Origin of the sequence: Bradyrhizobium erythrophlei, assembly GCF_900129425.1 — a bacterium.
In the GTDB taxonomy this organism is placed as follows: Bacteria; Pseudomonadota; Alphaproteobacteria; order Rhizobiales; family Xanthobacteraceae; genus Bradyrhizobium; species Bradyrhizobium erythrophlei_C.
Genome location: NZ_LT670817.1, coordinates 3006214 through 3022324 on the forward strand (window position 1 = coordinate 3006214; position 16111 = coordinate 3022324).

Annotated in this window: 16 protein-coding genes; 5 read left to right on the top strand and 11 right to left on the bottom strand. The window is 59.1% G+C overall.

Annotated features, from left to right (window positions below):
* Positions 1–326 precede the first annotated feature (326 nt).
* Together B5527_RS13920 and B5527_RS13925 are read right to left on the bottom strand one after the other, a co-directional pair.
* The gene (locus B5527_RS13920) at positions 327–683 is read right to left on the bottom strand and encodes a carboxymuconolactone decarboxylase family protein (RefSeq protein ID WP_079607273.1); all 357 of its coding nucleotides are present in this window, start codon (positions 681–683) and stop codon (positions 327–329) included.
* Between the two features lie 78 nt (positions 684–761).
* Positions 762–2462, bottom strand: coding sequence for a multicopper oxidase family protein (locus B5527_RS13925; RefSeq protein WP_245332607.1), 1701 nt, complete (start codon positions 2460–2462; stop codon positions 762–764).
* Here B5527_RS13925 and B5527_RS13930 point away from each other — a divergent pair.
* Entirely contained in the window at positions 2446–2661 is a 216-nt protein-coding gene (locus B5527_RS13930; RefSeq protein ID WP_079601831.1) for a hypothetical protein, read from the top strand. The two genes, B5527_RS13925 and B5527_RS13930, sit on opposite strands and share 17 nt — an antisense overlap.
* A gap of 370 nt (positions 2662–3031) precedes the next feature.
* Here the strand turns inward: B5527_RS13930 and B5527_RS13935 are convergent, their stop codons facing one another.
* Both B5527_RS13935 and B5527_RS13940 read right to left on the bottom strand, forming a co-directional pair.
* Positions 3032–3718 carry an alpha/beta fold hydrolase gene (locus B5527_RS13935; RefSeq protein ID WP_079601832.1) on the bottom strand — a complete coding sequence of 229 codons (687 nt, stop codon included), beginning with the start codon at positions 3716–3718 and terminating at the stop codon, positions 3032–3034.
* Positions 3719–3781: 63 nt separating this feature from the next.
* Positions 3782–4483 carry a dienelactone hydrolase family protein gene (locus tag B5527_RS13940; RefSeq protein WP_079601834.1) on the bottom strand — a complete coding sequence of 234 codons (702 nt, stop codon included), beginning with the start codon at positions 4481–4483 and terminating at the stop codon, positions 3782–3784.
* Here B5527_RS13940 and B5527_RS13945 point away from each other — a divergent pair.
* Together B5527_RS13945 and B5527_RS13950 are read left to right on the top strand one after the other, a co-directional pair.
* On the top strand, positions 4467–5552 hold the full coding sequence (locus tag B5527_RS13945; protein WP_245332608.1) for a GlxA family transcriptional regulator: 1086 nt from the start codon (positions 4467–4469) through the stop codon (positions 5550–5552). The two genes, B5527_RS13940 and B5527_RS13945, sit on opposite strands and share 17 nt — an antisense overlap.
* 163 nt (positions 5553–5715) lie before the next feature.
* Entirely contained in the window at positions 5716–5898 is a 183-nt protein-coding gene (locus B5527_RS13950) for a helix-turn-helix domain-containing protein (protein ID WP_276329331.1), read from the top strand.
* Positions 5899–7125: 1227 nt separating this feature from the next.
* Here the strand turns inward: B5527_RS13950 and B5527_RS47345 are convergent.
* The 3 genes from B5527_RS47345 to B5527_RS13965 all read right to left on the bottom strand — a co-directional run bounded on the left by B5527_RS47345 (position 7126) and on the right by B5527_RS13965 (position 9953).
* Positions 7126–8391: an adenylate/guanylate cyclase domain-containing protein gene (locus B5527_RS47345; RefSeq protein WP_338065103.1), complete on the bottom strand. Its 1266-nt coding sequence runs from the start codon at positions 8389–8391 to the stop codon at positions 7126–7128.
* 230 nt (positions 8392–8621) lie between these two features.
* Positions 8622–8897 (bottom strand): hypothetical protein, encoded by a 276-nt coding sequence (locus B5527_RS13960; protein WP_154072211.1) that lies wholly within the window; start codon positions 8895–8897, stop codon positions 8622–8624.
* 78 nt (positions 8898–8975) lie between these two features.
* Positions 8976–9953 carry a hypothetical protein gene (locus tag B5527_RS13965; RefSeq protein WP_079601838.1) on the bottom strand — a complete coding sequence of 326 codons (978 nt, stop codon included), beginning with the start codon at positions 9951–9953 and terminating at the stop codon, positions 8976–8978.
* 200 nt (positions 9954–10153) lie between these two features.
* Between B5527_RS13965 and B5527_RS13970 the strand changes: the two genes are divergently transcribed.
* On the top strand, positions 10154–10885 hold the full coding sequence (locus B5527_RS13970; RefSeq protein ID WP_079601840.1) for a recombinase family protein: 732 nt from the start codon (positions 10154–10156) through the stop codon (positions 10883–10885).
* Between the two features lie 611 nt (positions 10886–11496).
* On the opposite strand, the gene B5527_RS13975 is transcribed toward B5527_RS13970, so the two are convergent.
* The 4 genes from B5527_RS13975 to B5527_RS13985 all read right to left on the bottom strand — a co-directional run bounded on the left by B5527_RS13975 (position 11497) and on the right by B5527_RS13985 (position 15539).
* Positions 11497–12456 (bottom strand): hypothetical protein, encoded by a 960-nt coding sequence (locus B5527_RS13975; RefSeq protein WP_154072212.1) that lies wholly within the window; start codon positions 12454–12456, stop codon positions 11497–11499.
* A 62-nt stretch (positions 12457–12518) separates the two neighbouring features.
* Positions 12519–12920: a hypothetical protein gene (locus tag B5527_RS13980; protein ID WP_154072213.1), complete on the bottom strand. Its 402-nt coding sequence runs from the start codon at positions 12918–12920 to the stop codon at positions 12519–12521.
* Positions 12914–13639 carry a hypothetical protein gene (locus B5527_RS43815; RefSeq protein WP_154072214.1) on the bottom strand — a complete coding sequence of 242 codons (726 nt, stop codon included), beginning with the start codon at positions 13637–13639 and terminating at the stop codon, positions 12914–12916. The genes B5527_RS13980 and B5527_RS43815 overlap by 7 nt, the downstream gene beginning before the upstream one ends.
* A gap of 460 nt (positions 13640–14099) precedes the next feature.
* Positions 14100–15539 (bottom strand): IS1182 family transposase, encoded by a 1440-nt coding sequence (locus tag B5527_RS13985; protein WP_079600895.1) that lies wholly within the window; start codon positions 15537–15539, stop codon positions 14100–14102.
* Between the two features lie 251 nt (positions 15540–15790).
* Here B5527_RS13985 and B5527_RS43820 point away from each other — a divergent pair, with 251 nt between their 5' ends.
* Entirely contained in the window at positions 15791–15976 is a 186-nt protein-coding gene (locus B5527_RS43820) for a hypothetical protein (RefSeq protein WP_154072215.1), read from the top strand.
* The last annotated feature ends 135 nt before the right edge of the window (positions 15977–16111 follow it).

The window sequence follows — 16111 nt, forward strand, 5'->3', positions numbered from 1 at the left end:
AGTCCCTCCTCAAAGCAAGCAGCCGATCATCTGCCGCACTACTTGCATGTCCACAATCTAACTCTGGCTTCTTTTGCCTTTTGATCGTGTGAAGTGGTTCACATTCGTGTCGTCTCTTTCGGCGCGATGAACAGACGTCTCCCGGCCGGCCGCCAGGTATCAGGCAATCACGACTTTGGCGGGCGCATATTCCCGTCTTATACCCCAAACAGCAAGGCGCCGGGATCGCCTTTCGGCGCAAGCGGTTGCCGGTCGGGGAGAGGCGGCGATCCGATTAGCGATATCGGGATCCGTTTAGCCCGCTGGCGGGCTTTCGCGGTATCATCTCATTCATGCGGTGAAGGTTCGCGCGGATATTCCTTGACCGCGTCCATCACGCGTGCCGAGTAGACCAGCGCCGCCCCCGCATTTACCGTGATTGCGACACCCAGCGCTTCCGCAATCTCCTCCCTGGTTGCGCCGCGACGAATGGCGGCTTCGGTATGGACCGTGATGCAGCCGTCACAGCGCGCCGTGACAGCGACCGCAAGGGCAATAAGCTCGCGGACTTTCGCTCCGAGCAAGTCCGTCTTCTGGCCCGCCGAGCTGAGCCCGATATATCCCTTGAGGGTGTCGGGGCTGAGCTGACCGATCTCTTTCACCCCGGTCGCCAGCTGTTTGCGATATTCATTCCAATCGAGCATCATTCGAGTGTCCTCCGCGGTAAGCGTGCTATTGAGAGATCATCGTCAATATCCGGCTTGACGACAAGAAAGAGGTCGTCAGGCGGCGATCCCCTGATACCTGAACTCCATCATCATGCCGGTCATCATGTGGTAGAGGTTGTGACAGTGGAACGCCCAACGACCGGGGTTGTCGGCGTCGAACGCGATCCGGACGCGCCCCGTCGTCGGCCCGACCAGCACGGTGTCGCGGACGGCTCCCTGGATCGGCCGGCCATCGATGGCGATCACCTGGAACACGTGGCCGTGCAGGTGGATCGGATGCGCCATCATCGTGCGGTTGACCAGATCGATCTCGACGCGTTGCCCCTTGCTCAGCATCAGCGGCGTGACCTGGGGCCAGTATTCGCCGTTCATGGACCATGCATAGGGCTTCATCCCGCCGCCGAGCGCGATCGTCCGGACAATATCCGCGGGGCGTGGCGGCAGCGGCTCCACCGCCGTAAGCCGGGCTTCCAGCGAATTGTCGACCGGCGGGGCGGCTTCGGCCGCATCTGCTATCCGTGAAATCGGTGCGCCTGCCGTAGCGAGGACGATTCCGGTCTGTCGATCCGCGCCTTCCAGCTGGGCAAGAATTGGAAACGCGCCGTCCCCTGGCAGATCGATAAGGATATCGAGGCGCTGGGCCATCGCGATGGGGAAGCGGCTGCCCGCGACGGGATGCACGGGGTGGCCGTCGGTCGCGACCACGCGGCCGACCAGCCCGCCGAGATCGACCCAGAACTGGCTTGAGGACGCGCCATTGATGACGCGGAGCCGGATCCGGCCGCCACGTTCGACGCGCACGACCTCCGGATCGGCGAGTGTTCGATCGTTGGCGAGGAAGGCATCGTAGTGCACGTCATTCAGATCCATCCGCATGTGGCCTTGCACCGACATGGCCATTCCCGGCATCGCCGCGCCGGGAGCGCCGCCAGCCATGCCGGCCATGCGCTGTGTCGGCGCATTGCTGCCGCTCTCGCGAGGGCCGCTCTCGACCGTTCGCGCCATGGCTTGCGCTGTGGCCGCGCTCGTGCCGGTGAGGCCGGCGAGCACCTCGTCCGGCGTTCGGAAGGTGAAGTCGTGCAGCATGAGAACGATTTCCTGCCGGTCTTCGCGAAGCTCAGCGACGTCATGCACGATGAGCGGCGCGGTCATCAGGCTTTGCTCCTGCATGTCGTGATGCGAATGCATCCAGTAGGTGCCGGGTATTGGAGCATAGTCATAGGTCTGGACCGCGCCGTTTGCGATCGGCGGCGTTTGCGGCCATGGGAAGCCGTCCTGCGTCCAGGGCGGGAGCTGTCCATGCCAATGGACGAGCGTTCGCGAGCCTGTCTCGTTAGCCAGCTCGACGTGGAACCGGTCGCCGGGGTCGAGGCGAATGCCCGGACGTCCATCAGGGCCGACGAGCCGGAAGACTCGGGCCGGCCGGCCGTTCACTTCGAGCGTGCGGGTTCCGGCGACGAGACGCTTCGGCGACGGGGAAGCGGCGCGCGCCCCGACGGGCAAGATGGGCAGCACCCCGGCGGCGAGCGCGGCGCCAAGAAAGTCGCGGCGGGAGAAGGGCTTGCTCATGGCTGTTTGGCGGCTTCGTCGGAGCCGTGACGACTGCTGCAATACAGCGTCGCGCCGCGGCAGAATTCCTCCGGTCTCGCGATGCCGAGGGCGGTCCCGATCGATCATAATGGCTATTTCCTCCTTGCGGGTGGCTGAATTGGAAATAGGCGCGGGCGGACGCCAGCGCATGGCCGCGCGGATCACTCGTGTGGCCGCGCGGATCAAAGTCGAGGCTCAGCGCATGCTCCTGGCGCACCCGGTCGATACCTTGAGCGGGCTGGCTCCGCTGCTGCGCGTGCGGCCGGAGCTGCAGCAGGTATGCCGGTTCGGCGCGCAATGGACCTCCGAGCACGCGGCCGAGTCCGACCGCAGGGGTGCGGTCCGTGCCGGTCAATGGCGCTGAATTTCGAACAGGCGGCAACCGATCTCGAGCCTGATGTCTCGAATCTGCGTGGAGGGTGATGATGTAGGTATCTGAAATTGTTTCGATTTACACGGCTGGCTGGGTTCTTGGATACATATCGAAGTCTCTGCCTGGCCCCGACGCAAGAGCCCGATCCGTACATCATCTGACTTCAAGCCGGCCCCGTTAAGAGGTAGGTATTTGAGCGGTGAATTGTCAGCCAGACCAAATGCTTGGCCCTCAGATTTTGTGTAAGCACACGACGTATTCATCTGTTTCTTAATCGGCAGGTTCCTTAGAATTCTCTGCGCAGCGCCGTACTGAAAAAGAGACGGCCTTGCGGCGGTCTCTTCTTCAATGCGCTCCAGCCTTAGGGTGCCGGCACGGCGCTCGCAGCCTTGCGGATCACATCGAGCACCACATCCGGCTTCGAGAGCATCGGGACATGGCTGGACGTGACTTCGATCGTCGCTGCCTTCATGCGCTTCGCTGCGAAGCGTTCCAGCTCGGGGTTAACGGTGCGGTCCTGGCTGGCGACGATGTACCAGCTCGGCTTGGTCTTCCATGCCGTGCCTTCGGCTTTCTGGTTGAACAGGTCCGCCACCGGCACGCCCTGCGTCGCGTAGACGAGCTTCTGCTCCGCCTCCGGCAAGTCTCCCGCGAAGCAGCCGATGCCGCTTGGCTTGAGCCACACACGCCCGTCCGTCACGTCGATGTGCTGGAACACATCGGTTTTCGCGAATTTGTCTTGCTGGCCCTGCGAGGTTTCGTCCGCATCCGGCGCGAGGGCCGCGATATAGACGAGCCCGGCCACGCGCGGATCAATCCCGGCATGCGTAATCAGCGTGCCGCCATATGAGTGACCCACGAGGATCGCCGGGCTGCGCACTCGCGCCAGGCACGCCCTCACGGCTGCGACGTCGGTTGCGAGCGAGTCGAGGCCGTGCTGGGACGCCATCACTTCGTGGCCTTCTGCCAGAAGCGTGGGGATCAGTTTGCTGAAGCATGAGCCGTCAGCCCAGAGGCCATGCGCGAAAACGATGCTTGGTTTTGTCAATGTAATCTCCTTTGGTTTGATAAGAGGGTTGGACTTGATTGCACTTGCGACGCGTCGTCTTCCTCAAGACGAATTCAGATTCTGATTGAGGAAGGTTTCGGTTCGCCTGTTTGCCAATGCAGCCGCCCGCGCGTCGTAGTGAAGGCCGTTGTGACGCGCGAAGGCGTGATGGCAATTCGGATAGCTGAAGATTTCTGCGCTGGGCACGTCGGCGAGTGCCGCTTTGATCTGGGCCTGCGCAATCTTGCTGATGAATTCGTCTTCCTCGGCCAAGTGCATCAGCAACGGCGCCGAGATACCCGGCGCTTCGCCGAGGTATTTTTCGGTGTCGCCGCCGTGATACGCGACCGCTGCGTCCGGGCGGTGACGGGCCGCGGTGAGGTAGGTCATCAGGCCGCCAAGGCAAAATCCCAAAAGGCCGACCTTGCCGGACGCGCCTTCCAGCTGCCTGGCCGCGCACATGGTCGCCACGACATCGCGCACGCCGACATTGCGATCATAGTGGGCATAAAGTTCTAGACCCTTCCGCCATTCGGCCTGCGACGACGTACCAAGATCGACGCCCCGATCCTGTCGCCAGAACAGCTCCGGGGCGATGGCAATGAAGCCTTTGCCGGCCAGTTCACAGCATGTGAGCCGGATGTCCTCGTTGACGCCGAAAACCTCATGGAGCACGATGACTACGGGGGCCAGGTCCGCGACCGGTCTTGCAACGTAGGCGCTGAACTCGCCGCCCTCGGTTTGAATATTGATTGCTTGGTTCATGGTGTCCCTCGAACGGTTGCAAGGGGACGGTACGGAAAACCACGCGCTGCCGTCAGAGATGAGAATGACAAAAAGCAGTGACAAATCGGCGCCGGGATTCTCTCCGGTGGAGATCGGCCTCGTTTGCGACGGCGGAACGGTTCGTGCCGGAATCTACGGGTTGACCGATCTCTTCAGCTATGCAGGCGATATCGCAGCGGCGCATACCTCTGCGAAGACAACGCCCGTGCGTCTCACCCATTGGCAGGCGACGGAAAGCCGGGATATCGGGTGCATCCATGACAGTGCCCCCGGTTCTCCCAACGCACCCGCTGTGCTGCTTATCCCCGGGAATACCGTGGCGCCGGCCAAGGACCTTTCGGACAGCCCTCTGGTCCCGTGGCTCCAGCAGAAGCACAGCCAAGGTACGGTCCTCGCGGCGGTCTGCGGCGGCGTCTTCCTCCTTGCAAGGACCGGCCTGCTGGCCGGACGACAAGCCACCACCCATTGGGCACTCACCGATCAATTCGTTGCGCAATTCCCCGACATACGAACGCAAACGGACAGCATGGTCATCGACTACGGTGATGTGCTGACCGGCGGGGGCGTACTCGCCTGGGCGGATGTCGGCCTCAGACTGGTCGAAAGGTTTCTGGGCCCATCCATCATGGTGGAAACAGCGCGCTACATGAATGTCGATCCGCCCGGGAGGGAACAGCGCTTCTACAGCGGATTCGAGCCGCGGACCAAGCATGGCGACGAACAGATATTGAAGGTTCAGCAGTGGTTGGCGGCGCACGAAAGCGCGGTGACGGTGGCGGATGCCGCGCGCCGTGCGGGACTTGAACCCCGAACATTTCTGCGGCGCTTCATTCAAGCCACAGGCATGCGGCCGAGCGAATATCAACAGCGCCTTCGCATCAGCCGTGCCCGAGAAATGCTGGAGTTCTCACGCAAGAGCGTCGACAACATCGCCTTGAATGTCGGCTATGAAGATGTCGGCGGATTTCGCCGCGTTTTCCGTAAAATAGTTGGCCTGACGCCATCCGACTATCGCCGTCGATTTTCTCGAGTCAGCAAAGCGGGGTAGGCACCTAGCGGCGCTTGCGGGCCGCGAAATCCTTCACGGTCACCCAAAGAGGTGCATGGTCATTCGCACCAGCACGTCCGCGTGCCGCACGATCGACGCCCGCGCACTCTAGCTTCCTGGCTAGATTAGAGCGTGCCGCGCGGTCGGTGCCGCTTCGTGCCTTTTGCCAGCGACACCTTCAGATATTGTGCGCATGTTTCAGCGCTCCGTGCAGCTGGCGCCGCTCGCATTCCTCGCCGATCTAAGGCTCGAGCTTGCGCGCCGCAAGCTGCGCGCCACCATGCTGCCGGTCGCAGGGATAGGAGACGAGGTCGGCTACAGGTCGGAAAGCGCCTTCAGCCGCTAGGAAAGAAGGTGGTTTGCGCTTTGCGTCACGAGCGGCTTCAACTCCAGTTTCAATCGTTGGCGCGGGAGTTGGCCTTGGCGGCTTGGGCGCTGGCTTGGGCGCCGGCATCGCAAGCAGGGGACGATCCCGCCAGCGGGTGAAATAACCTGTTCGGCAGCGGTGGCGCCGCGCGAAGCTGATCTCGTCGACTCGGTACCGCCCTCCTGTTTTCGGCAATCTGGCCAGTTGGCGGCTTGGCAAGCCAACCGATTGCCCGTCGGATTGCGGCAGATTGGCACGACGGGCAGTATTCCGCTTCACTGAGACCCCAAATCAATGGCCTAACTCCAGCCGTCCTGTTCCGACAAGAGGGGCGGTCGCGCGTCGTCACGAACGTGGGATGGGATGTGGTGGACGCGAGAGCGTCGGCGTGAATGGCGGTCGCAGGGCGAGTTGAACCTCGTGAGCGATTTGCAGGCGCGCAAGACGAACGACGTTTTAGCGTACGGCAAAACCGTGTGGTCCTGACACCCGTTGCTGGTGCCAAGTCGGCGGTGACAAATTCAACCCGACCGGGTTGAATTGTCGCTGAATCCGCCGACGACGGTGACAAGACGAATTCGTCGCCGGGGAGAGCACGGCATAAGCCGTAAAGCCGCTACGCAGGGGATGCTGGGTGCCTCCGCTGAGCCTGTATGCTCGTGCGCGCACCTCCACTCTCTTTGCGCACGAGACCGCGGGTGCAGCGCGCACCCGGCATTCCCTGCGCCCTCTGGTTTTCGAGGGCGAACCCGATCAAGACTCGGGCGCATCGCGCCGCGAGACAGCGAAGTCATGTCCCTGATGAAGTACAACGGCTGTGTGGCTGGGGAACTAGGATACGCTCAACCCACCTGCTATTGACGTGATACCTTGGATTTTTCGGCTCGGATGGCCCCCTTGTGGGATCATTGTGGGAGCGCGTCAAGTTAGATGAGTAACACTTCCAATTGCGTCCCCTAAAGCCCCGTGACGCCGCCCTACTCGAGGACGGGGGGTTCACTATTGGGGGTCCCCGGAGGAAACGGCGGAGGCGCTGCACGCAAAGCTGGCTATGGTTTGGGGGGAGGCGGTGGCGAGGAAATTCGAACGGGTCCCCTTTAGCCCACCGGAATTTTGCCCGTCGCTGGCCGGGCGATTTCAAAAATCGAGCTTAAAGGCCGCCGCCGCCGCCGAGGTAATAGCTGATGTGTGCGTGAACCAAAGGACCTAATTTGACGCCTTCGGGAGTTTCCATATCCCTATCCTGTCGTAGTCAGCCCATATCCCAGCCAACCAATGTCGTACATAGCCACGCAAAACGAAGGAATATCTTGCGTTTTCGCCATTCGGCAGTTTGTTGGCAACAAACGATAAATAGCTAGCAGATTCTCGTTCTGTGGTTGCCATTGCCTGCCTAGGAAGAGCAGTAACCACAACATTCGCAGTTCCGTTTCGAGCTTCTGCCTCGCCGATATTTTCTTGACTGATGAACTCATTCAAGACGGGATAAAAATGGTCATCACTAAAGTACTCACGAACATCGGCAAAACCTGACGCCTTATTATCGTGGACGTACAGACATTTAAAGTCGAGCGATCCACTTTTAACAGCACCGATGAGGCCTATGCGCTCCAACGTCTGGAGAGTCGGGATCAACTGATTGCTGCCAATTTCAACCAATGTAACTTTGGGCTCGTCAGCAAGAGTGTCGAAAACAGCCATTTGATCGTCAACCACTGTCAGATCGACGACACGCGTATCTTGCGGGAAGAACCTACCTAGTGCGTTACTACTGGACCCGCTTGCGTCAAAAACCCGGAAGGCAAGCTGGTTCGCCTTCCAATAGTCAACTAAGGTTTTGGAAACGGTCGTCGTCCCAATCTGACCTCTGATTCCACTAACAAAAACCAAAACCGGCTTTGCCAGATTCGCCTCTTTTTGCAACTCCTGCGGCTCGATCATTCCCTTCGCCGCAATTCCGTAAACTCTAACCGGACGGGCGATATTCTTTAGTGTCTGATCGCCAAGGTCAGCGAAAGAAAATGGCAACTTGTCGCGAACTTGGTCGTGTGCGGTACCCGAAACGCAAATGCCTCCTGATTCGGCGATACTTTCAAGGCGCGCGGCGATATTGACGCCGTCCCCGAAGACATCGTTCTCGTCGATGATGATGTCGCCCACGTGAATGCCGATCCGCAATTCGATTCTTTGGCTCTTCGGCACAGAAGCATTTTGTTTGGTCATGGCACGTTGGATATCAACAGCACCACGTACTGCATCCACTGCGCTGGCAAACTCAACCAGGATCCCGTCGCCCATGGTCTTGAATATCCGTCCGCGATGCCGGGCGAGCGTAGGATCAATGAGAGTCTTCCTGACCGCCTTCAACCGGGCCAGCGTACCTTCCTCGTCGATGCCCATTTGCAAGCTATACCCAGTGACATCAGCCGCGAGTATCGCCGCCAATCGCCGGTTCGCACGCTCAGCGGTCAAGAACTACTCTCCCGAATTGCTATTCAACTCCACGCATCAAAGCACATATAACGCTCGCTGAGGTTCTTCATTCACTCGAATCCAACAACAGGGACCTTGTAACACTGAAACAACTGGCAGTTCAGTCGGATCGAAGATGCTCGTGAGTCGGGCCACAGCGCAAGGCATGCAAAACGGAATCGCTGGGATTCCAAAACACCCCTCGTATAAATCCTAATCGTCCGGTTTGCTCAGGATTGCGGCTTTGCCGCTGCAATCTGTTTTTCTACGCCCTGAAGAAATCTATCCATCTCGCGCGCCACTTCGTCCGACATTATGTCCGAAAGCGCTGGATCAGACGTCCTTACCAGGGACTGCTTCGGAAGCGATTCCCGCAATGCCCTATGAACCTCCAGCACATCTTCAGGGCTCATTTTGGCGAGTGTATAAACATACGTATACAGCCGTCCTAGCAGCAATTTCATCGCTGCTACAGTGGCCACCACCCTAGCGGATTCCTCGTCCATCGCGGCCCCCATCTTTCGGCCAGCATATCAGGTGTCGTGGTTAGGACACTAGGCACAAACCCGCTTGTCTGCTCCGTATCAGCGCGTGGGGAAGTCCTCATTCTGTCCGCGCGAACGGCGCAATACACGAGCGGCAAACTCGACGTAATTCATCTCGCCGTTTGAAAACGGTTCCAACAGGTCCTTATGTCCCTCAAATCGCTGGCGCGCAGCCGCAGCAATGCTGGGAAGGTTTTGCGTGATGAATTTCAAGAGCCGTGCGTCGGGTTGGTTGGTTGTTCTTATATCATGATACCCGAGCATCGTCTTGTGGGCGACTTGCGCTGAGAGCGTAGCATCGGCGGCAGGAAACAGTTGGTTATACGTCTGATGGATGATCAGGCCACAATGCGACAGAACAGCGAAGGTGACGTATGGTATCCGACGAGCGATCAAGACCGGCACAGCATTGAGCGCAAGGCACTTTCGTAGCGTATCCTTGATTTCGTTTACGTGGGGATACATCCAATGACGGACGTTCTTGCACTCAATGCCAATTGGTCCCGCGTTAGCGGTCCTTAGGATAAAATCTAATCGCTCGTCTCCTTTTAGTGAGCGCGTCCCAATATGCTGCGTGGGCTCTTCTTTCTTGTACATCGTGCTGTCATCATGACCGTCAAGCTCTTTGAAACGACCCTCAAAATCAGCATTCGGGATTTCTGATAGTGCGCGGTAAGTCGCAATTTCAAGCGCCTGTCCAATCCGTCCTGCAATTGCAAGGTAGGGCTGGTAGACCGCTAAAAGTATCTGCAGCCGAGCTTCCCAAGCGGCTTTTGAGGTATTGGAGGCAAAAAACCAAGGTGAGCCCGCAGAGCTGGCAACACCAATGATACCTTCCTTCATCAGGCGCTTGCGGACGTCGGTTAGGACGTGCGGGTCTACTCGCTGACCATACGGGCCTGCGTCGGATATCTTTTGTTCGAGGGTTCGCTGGTTTGCGATGGTGGCGGTTGCCAGGACGCTCAGAAGGCGCTTCTCGGCGATTGCCTCTCGCTCGTCGCGGGACAGTTTGGCCACAGGGCACCGGAGAGGGGTTTATATATATTTAGAAGTAGTCCGGGCTGGCCCAGCAGATGAAAATGCATCTTCGGTTGCGCCGCTGAGCTATGCAATAGGGAATCCCTGTGATTCCAAAACGCCTCTACTCACGGCTACTCCCGCTGTTACAAATTGACCTAACGTCCGTTACATCAAATCGTGTTTAGGGGCTTTGGGTCATGGCTGAGGGAAAATTCATCTCCTATCTCCGCGTTTCCACCGATAAGCAGGGCAGGAGTGGCTTGGGCATCGAGGCCCAGCGCGAGGCGGTGGTGCGATATCTGAACGGCGGCGAATGGACGCTTTCGGCCGAGTACGTGGAAACCGAGAGCGGCAGGCGCTCCGACCGTCCCAAGCTCGCGACAGCGCTGTCCCACGCCAAGGCAATCGGCGCCAAGCTGGTGTTCGCGAAGCTGGACCGGCTCACCCGCAACGTGGACCTGCTGCGGTCGCTTGTGGCCAGCGGTGTCGACCTCGTGTTCTGTGACCTGCCTTCGGTCCCACCAGGACCCATGGGCCGCTTCCTGCTTACCCAGATGGCCGCTGTCGCCGAGCTTGAGGCGGGCCTGATCGGCGAGCGCACCAAGAACGCCTTGGCCGTCGCAAAGAAGCGGATTGTTCGCACAGGGCAGCGCGGCCGGCCGGACATCAAGCGCCTTGGCAACCCCAACGGTGCAAGAGCGCTGAAGGGCAAGCAGGTAGGCAACGCGGAAGCTGTGGCCAAACTCAAGGCCAGCGCCGCTCAGCGGGCAGGGGACCTGAAAGCCATCGTAGATGACATTAAGCGCTCCGGGATCACGAGCGTTCGCGGGATTGCCGAGGAACTACACGCGCGGGGCATCAGGGCTCCTCGTGGTGACACGTGGCACCCCACGGCCGTCTCGCGGCTGCTGAGCCGGCTCTCAACGTAGGAGCGGACACCGCGGTTCCCAGTGGTGGCGCGGCCTAGCGTCCGGTTTAATTTGGGTCCTCCGGATGGCCTACCTACGGTTTTCAAAATCGAGGCACTCCCGGCTTCAAGATTGCCGGCTTCGCTGGCCAGCCGCTGCCGAGCTAAGACGAGCCGTGTGTTCGCTGCACTGGTAGAGAAGGAGCGCTCGCTTATCTCGACGCGGACCCGTCAGGCCCTCGCGGCCAGCCTTCGAAACCGAGCTTAAAGGCGTCAGCCGCCGCCGAGGTTACGGCAGGGTGTTCGTTTTCCAGCGGGTGGCCTATGTGGTCCCAAGGTTCTCGCTGAGCACAGGCTTTTGATGTCCGCTCTAGAACCCTTTGCGGACGTCAATCGAGTATCGCGCCAAGTCCGAAAAGTGCCATTGTCGGAAGTCGGCGAGCTTCGTTCGATTCACATCGTGAGTAGGCTGCACAGGGCTAGCAAGTAGGTAGGTCCTGCAAAGCTGAGGAGGCGGCCTCGCGGAAGCCGACGCCCACACTGCCGACTGTAGACAAGACAGGCCGCCGATTTTGGGACGGGGAACCAAAAAACCGCCCCGGAGGGCGGTTTTCTCTGACAGTTACGTTGACCCTATCCGATCACCTTGATGAACATGCCCTTCTTGGTGTCCGACTTGATCGACATGAGGGCCTTTTCCTCGCGGTAGGCGTTCCACGCGTGAATGCAGGCTTGATAGAAGTTGCCGGGTTTCATCCGGAAGTACCTGTTCCTTTTTGGCTCCTTTTGCTCAATGAGCCAGCGGGAAAGCATCGTCGCCGGGGCGGACTTATCATCGGCGCCACCGCTGGCGACATCGTGCCAGAACGTTTGAGCGGCGGCTTTATTGGCGATAAAAGTTGCGTACATCGCGGCCGCGACCGCGGGGCTTTTCAGTTCACCCGCCTTTGTTTCGGTCAGCAGGTGATTGCCCCACTTGATGAATTCAAACAGTCCGGATTCGCCAAATAGATCATAGACGTTGTCTCCGTCCGGAGCGCCAGTCCCTTCTATATTTCGGCGCCACCACGCAACACCGTCCACAGCATTCTTGGCGAGCGGCCTCATCAGGTCGCGCAGTTCATCGTGTGAGCATTGATAAGCTCCTGCGACATCAGCCGATGAACGGCTTGATCTGCGATCATCGAACTGCCGGAACAGGAACGGCAATCCGTGGCCCCCTTCGACTTTGTAGTGGTCGAGATGAACGACCGCAACCTTGGCAACTTGTTCGAATTCGTCATCTCCGAGGTCGTCCAGTACCCAGCTGCTATGCTGACCGTTCACCCCCAAGGTCACGCCGTTGTATTCGGCTGTCGCCCAACAGAACGGAATGATCTGGCCTGCGAGAAATTTTTGACGCAGATTCTTGAGACGCGACTTATTCAGCTCGCGTTCGGTTGGCGATCTTTCGAGTCTGCGGAATTGTCTCACAAATTCTCTCGTCAACGCGAGCGTTTCGGATTTGACCAACTTGAAACGAACAGGTCGATCTGATTCGGATGATAGCGTTGACGTTTCTTCGCGAAGGGTCTCCTGGCCTGTGTCAAACATGATACTCTCCGATGGACTGAGACAAGAAAAGGGGGTGTGTTCGTAGTCCTTTCCAAACGCCCCTACTTGGCCCATTCGTCGAGCTGGCGTTGGAGCAGAGCGCCCAAACGTTTCAGATGACCGAAGGACACCGTGGCAACATTTTTTTTGCCCTCTGCTATAACGCCCTCGACCAGCGGGCCGAGTTTCTCGGTCAGCTCACTTACCCTGACCATTTTTTCCATGTTGAACATTCGATAGTAGAATTTGGTGCCTACCTGTTTCGACTCGCATCCGATGCGAGGCTTGGTGCCGTCTCTGCGAATGCGAAGAAACATTTTCTCGACATCGTCGGCGTTGGCGCCGATCAACTCGGCGATGGTCGCCGGATCGTGCCATTTGCCATCCGCGGCGATTCGCTTCATTTCCGCAAACAATTTGCGGCGCTCAAGGTTCTTCCCGGCGCGCGGAGTTTTCGTCAGCATGATGCTCTCGCCATCTTTTGCTCGGCGATCCGCCAGCGGCGGCGTTCGGCGTTCGCCTGGATTCGATCTTGTGACACGCCTCTGTTCCAGCGCTTGCCGCGGCAAAATCCAAGTTGGCGTGAGCAACTTGCAATTGCCGAACTACTGACATCATAATCGATGGCCATATCCGCGTACGGCTCGGTCGTCCTCAAACGTCTTACCAGTTCCTGGAAGCGATCTAGAGGCAAGCTCTCCCACCAACATGACCTTCGGTGCTCTCGACGAATTCCCGCGCGATGCGCAATCCCTATTATCCTGTGGAATGGCATTCGGAATTGTTGAGCTATGAGGTTGTATACGACACCGCGCCGGGCCGCCTTGACGATGCCAACTAATTGTTTAAGTGACGGCTCTCTAAGAATCCTAGTTGGGCGGCGGTGGATTCCGCGCGTTCTAGCTAGGTAACTGACTTCGCTCTCCGAGATGAGCCAGCGGTCGCCGATTTCATGGTAGGGCAGACCGTTTCGAACATCCTGCATAAGGAGTTCGATCTCGTCGACACCAAGGAATCCCTGACGTTTGCGCCATTCCGGGTCGCTGAAATTTTTGCGGCTTAAGGAGCGGCAGTGCTCGACGACCCGATATCTGAAATCGGGATCGGTAGCTATCAGCTCGCGGCATCGCTCGCTTGCCAACGCCAGATTACTGAGAGAACCTTTACGCCACCATTGCTTCATGGCAGAACCCGGTCGGCCCCAGCCTCGTCCAATCCTCGCGGTTCTGTCTGACGTCGTCAACCCTGGGGGATACCGACGCGCGGTTGCAGAAAAATCTCAACCCATTGCGGTCGGTGGGCGGTTCCCATCATTGAATTGTGGCGGATGGTGAAAAGGTATGACAATACGTCCTAGGTCGGCCCACCAAAATTTATTTTGCTCAACTCAAAGGTTTCTGGCCGGACAGCCGTCACATCGTGGCTGACTCAGGTCGGATAAACCCTCTTGTCTGCTCAGGGTCTTGGTTGCGTGATAACGCGCTGACGCGGGCGGGGAACGTCCACGATCCGGTCGGCGTAGTCCGACACGGCCGATCTGAGCAATTTTTTCCTGTTGGGCGATCAGGGGCCGCCTCCGAGTCGTGGCGGGGAATGCTGGGCATGGTCTGGCTCGGTATCGGCACGCAGTGGGGTCTCCACACTCACGCTCTGATCGCTGCCAGCAACGCCCTTGTACCGACGATATTCATGACCCGCGTCAGATTGTAGGCGAGTACGCTGAGCGCCATCTCGCTCGCGACCTTCGGCAGCGTCTTCATCAAGAAGTGCGTCGCGCCCATTCTCATCTTGAGCGTGCCGAAGGGATGCTCAACCGTCTCGCGCCGGCGGCGCATGGCCTGGGGATCTTGATCCAGCCGCTGCTGCACGATTTCGAGAACGTGCTCATGCTCCCATCGCGTGATGCGGCGTTCTTTGCCTGTGGTGCACTGATCCTTGATTGCGCAGGTCTTGCAGGCGTTCGTCCAGTACCGGCGCATCTTCTGCCCGTGTTCCTCATTGGCATAGTGGAATTTGAGCTTCTCGCCGGCGGGGCAACGATAGACATCCTCCTCCGGCACATAGACGAAGTCCTGCTTGCCGAAGCGGCCTTCCGACTTCGCGCCCGACGTCATCGGTTTGGGCAACGTCACGCAAATGCCTGCCTGCTCGCAGGCCAGGATCTCTTCGCCATTGAAGTAGCCGCGGTCGGCGACGGCTTCGAGTTTATCGACTTGCAGAACGGCCTTGGCTTCCCGCGCCACGTTCGCCAGTTGTGAGCGATCCGAGCCGATATTCGTCACATCGTGCGTCACGATCAGATGGTTCACGGTGTCGACCGCGACCTGCACATTGTAGCCGACGACGCCCGAGCCACGCCCACTTGTTGCCATCGAGCGGCTATCGGGATCAGTGAGCGAGATTTGGTGATCCGGCGAGGCCAACATTTGCTTCTCGTAGGCTGCGAGTTTGCCCATTTCCTCTTTCAGCTTGTCGAGCTTCTCCTTGAGCCGCGTCGTCTTGAGCACCAGCACTTCGGACGGTTCCTGCCTATCCGCCGTATCGAGCTGGGAGAGATACCGCGCCACACTCTCCTCGAGTTGCGCGCGCCGGCGATCGATCTTCCCCCGGGTAAAATTGCGATCTCGATTATTGACCGCTTTGAACTTGCTGCCGTCGATCGCGACGCTCGCCTTCGCCAACAGACCCATCTGGCGACAGAGATTGACGAAGCTCGCGCATGCCCTGCGGATCGCCGGGCCATTGTCCTTGCGGAAATCGGCAATCACCTTGTCATCGGGAACGAGCCGACCGAGTAGCCATATGACTTCCAGGTTTCGGCCGGCTTCGCGCTCAAGCCGGCGGCTCGACTGCACTCGGTTGAGATAGCCGTAGATGTAAAGCTTCAGAAGAACCGAGGGGTGGTAGGCAGGCCGGCCTGTCGCTGCAGGCTCGACGCCTTCGAAACCGAGATCGGCCAGATCGAGCCCGTCGACAAAGCAATCCACCACACGAACGCAATTGCTCTCCTCGACCCACTCATCGAGGCATTCCGGCAACAACGTCGATTGTCCGCGATCGGCACCCTCAACGAAGCGCTTCATGATTGCCCCCGGCAAATCGCCAAGCGAATCATAGCAGACAGTTCGTTTTCACGCAGCCAGGGTCATTCGCGTCGTTTTGATTACCTGACAGCCACATCCGCTCTACCCCGAACAACGGACATTGGCGACCGGGCCGGCATGTCGGAAAAAGCGCGACTTCCGAACCATCTCCGAGGCGCCCCAAAGTGAACCTCGCGCATCCGGCAGGGCTGGCGTATCGTTTATTGGACAATCAATAGGAGGTAGCAACAGTGACACCTAGCGAAGCACTGAAACACATCCTCACACTCGTCGTAGCATCGACCAAATTGAAAGACGACACGCAGCGCAAGGTGTTGTTACGGAGCGTCGTGGTGGTCGCTCAGAAGGGTCTCGGCGTGGCACCGGATGGTGTGGCCGAATGCGCGCCTAACGTCCTGACGTTTCCCACGCGGTAGGCTAACGGGCGGTCTCGCGCGGTGGCGGCTGGCCGAGAAGGAGCGCGCGCTCATCTCGACGCGGACCCGGCAGGCCCTCACGGCCGCCAAGGCTCGCGGGGTGACCCTTGGTAACCCCAAGCTCTCGGTGGCCCG